A 2,281-nucleotide genomic window follows, 5' to 3' on the forward strand; every position below is an offset into this window, starting at 1 on the left:
CAGGGGAGATAGCAGCCCCAATTATCCAAAAAGCCTTATATGGAGATAGAGATGTAAAAGACCTAACGGAAGAAGAAAAAGATAACATCAGTGCCTTAACTCAGCTAGCGGTAGGACTCACCATAGCAAGTATGGGAGGGGATGAAAGTGATATAGCAACAGGAGTGAATAGTAGTAAAAATGCGGTAGAGAATAATGGATTAGCAAGAGGAGTAATTAAAGGATTAGAAAAAGGTTATGAATCGTGTATGAAAGTTGCATCATGTCGAAATGCATTAATGCAATTAGGTCTCAATTTTGGTTTAACTAATGCACAAATAGAAGAAGCCATGAAGGTTGGACAAACACGAGATATTAACCAAATTAAAGAATTAACTCCTGAACAGATAGCTTGGCTAGATGCACAAATAATAGCAAATAAAGGTTTGTCACATATCATGTTTGGCGATAAGACCTTTGGTGATAGAATTTATAACGAATCATTAGGTGATAATGATAAAAACAATGAAATATTAGGAGGTTCAGGAGCCATTGCAGCAGGCGGTGCGCCAGGCTTACCGCCAGATGATGACGAAAACAAAAATAGCAATAAAAATAATGAAAAATATCAAAATCAAAGGCAACAAGAACGTTCTGATGAGTTAAAAGATATTTATGATACAAGTAATCCTAAAACTGATTTAAAGATTGATGGGCAAACGATTCGGCAGAATGCTGATGGAAATCGTTACACAACTCGAATTTATGAGAGCCAAAATTTAACAGATAATCAAATATATAATTATGCCGAGGAATTAGCTGGACAGCCATTAACAAAAGTTAAAGATGGTATTTATACTGCACGGCTTCAAGATGGAACTAATATTACATTAAGAAATGTATCGAATTCAAATACAGGCGCTCGTTGGACTATTGATATAAGGAATAACCCAACTTTGACAAATTTATATAGAGGATTAAGGACTGGGGCAGAAATTAAATTTAAATAGGAAAAAGTATGATAAACGAAAATGATTTTAAAACAGCTATTGATTGGTCAGAGTTAAGAGCATTTAATGGACTATGGAATTGTATTTCTCCAGATTTGATTTTATCTTCAGAATATACAGGAAACGAGATTCCATTTCCTAAAAGAAAAGAATTATTTTTTTATTGTGTTCGTAGATTACTAAAAGAAGGGCGCCTTAAGTTGGCAAAAAATGGACATCTCTTAGGTGGTTCAATAGACGATCAAATAAAATTGTTTTATGAAGCCTTTCCAAAAACGGAAGAGGGAATGTTTGATAAACAAAAATTAATGGATGATTATTGGTTTTTTGATGATTCTTGTCCAGCTGAGGCCGTTTGGGTTAGAGAAGATGGTTCTTTAGAATGGACTTGATTTAGGTATTTTTAACTTAGTTCTGCGATCCCTATCGCAGAACTGAGCTAATTTTTTATTGATTATGCGATCTGCTTCGCAAGCTTGACAATCAACTTGCCTTTTTTAGCTGTGATAGTGACGGGTTGCCCTGTGGTAAATCCTACCGCTTCTAACCAGTTGCCTTTAAGATGCAGTGCAGGGTGTTTGCTGTAATGAGTGCAAGCCTGTGTAGTTTTAGGTTCGTGGCGGACGCTGATGTAACCAACAGTGTAATGACGTTTCGACGTCTCTCGCAGGGTTTTACTGGTGGTTTTGGTTTTGGCTGTTTTTGCCGTAGAATGGACGTTAGTCATGATAACTACTCCTTAGTTGCTAGTTGTTGTGATTAGCAGATTGGTTGTGGTCGCACACAGCCAGTCTGCGTTTAAACAATTAATCGCTATTTATCAACAGGCAGCAATGCCGATTCAACTCGATTTTTAACAATAACCGCATCAATTAATTTAATGACAGTCTCTTGCTCTTCTTGAGGACAGTTGGTTAATGCCTTAAATCTTTCAAATAACCGCGTATTACTCATTGTTGAATGTTCGTCATACGTTCCTATTAATAAATAATCAATGGATGTAGTAAAGAGTTCAGCAAGCAATATCAGTTTATCCGCAGGGGGAATATGCATACCTGACTCATACTTGTTGTACTGTGAAAGCTGTAATCCCAGTTTAGCAGCTACTTCTTGCCGGAAAGGGAACTAAGGTAGTTACAATAGCAAAAGGTCAGGATGCAGGTAAAACTAAACCAGGATCAAATTGGAAATATGAAGAAGGAGAGTATAATCAAAAACCTACTGATACGATTAATGTTGAAGCACCAAAGGAAATAAGTTATGGTAATGATTCTAATGCCGGAAAGGGGACG

3 protein-coding genes and 1 pseudogene are annotated in these 2,281 nt (G+C 36.6%); 2 read left to right on the forward strand and 2 right to left on the reverse strand.

The annotated features are described in order from the left end of the window. Both A9G11_RS13960 and A9G11_RS03710 read left to right on the forward strand, forming a co-directional pair. Positions 1-989 (forward strand): VENN motif pre-toxin domain-containing protein (locus A9G11_RS13960; protein WP_081298401.1); only part of this gene is annotated, 989 nt, incomplete at its 5' end. Between the two features lie 8 nt (positions 990-997). Next, on the forward strand, positions 998-1,381 hold the full coding sequence (locus A9G11_RS03710; protein ID WP_065618189.1) for a DUF596 domain-containing protein: 384 nt from the start codon (positions 998-1,000) through the stop codon (positions 1,379-1,381). Between the two features lie 62 nt (positions 1,382-1,443). Here the strand turns inward: A9G11_RS03710 and A9G11_RS03715 are convergent, their stop codons facing one another. Together A9G11_RS03715 and A9G11_RS03720 are read right to left on the reverse strand one after the other, a co-directional pair. After that, positions 1,444-1,716: a SymE family type I addiction module toxin gene (locus A9G11_RS03715; RefSeq protein ID WP_081298402.1), complete on the reverse strand. Its 273-nt coding sequence runs from the start codon at positions 1,714-1,716 to the stop codon at positions 1,444-1,446. A gap of 86 nt (positions 1,717-1,802) precedes the next feature. Then, positions 1,803-2,105, reverse strand: a pseudogene (locus A9G11_RS03720) (helix-turn-helix domain-containing protein); the annotation flags it as partial. Positions 2,106-2,281: the final 176 nt, after the last annotated feature.

Origin of the sequence: Gilliamella sp. wkB108, from assembly GCF_001690195.1 — a bacterium.
GTDB lineage: Bacteria > Pseudomonadota > Gammaproteobacteria > Enterobacterales > Orbaceae > Gilliamella > Gilliamella apicola_L.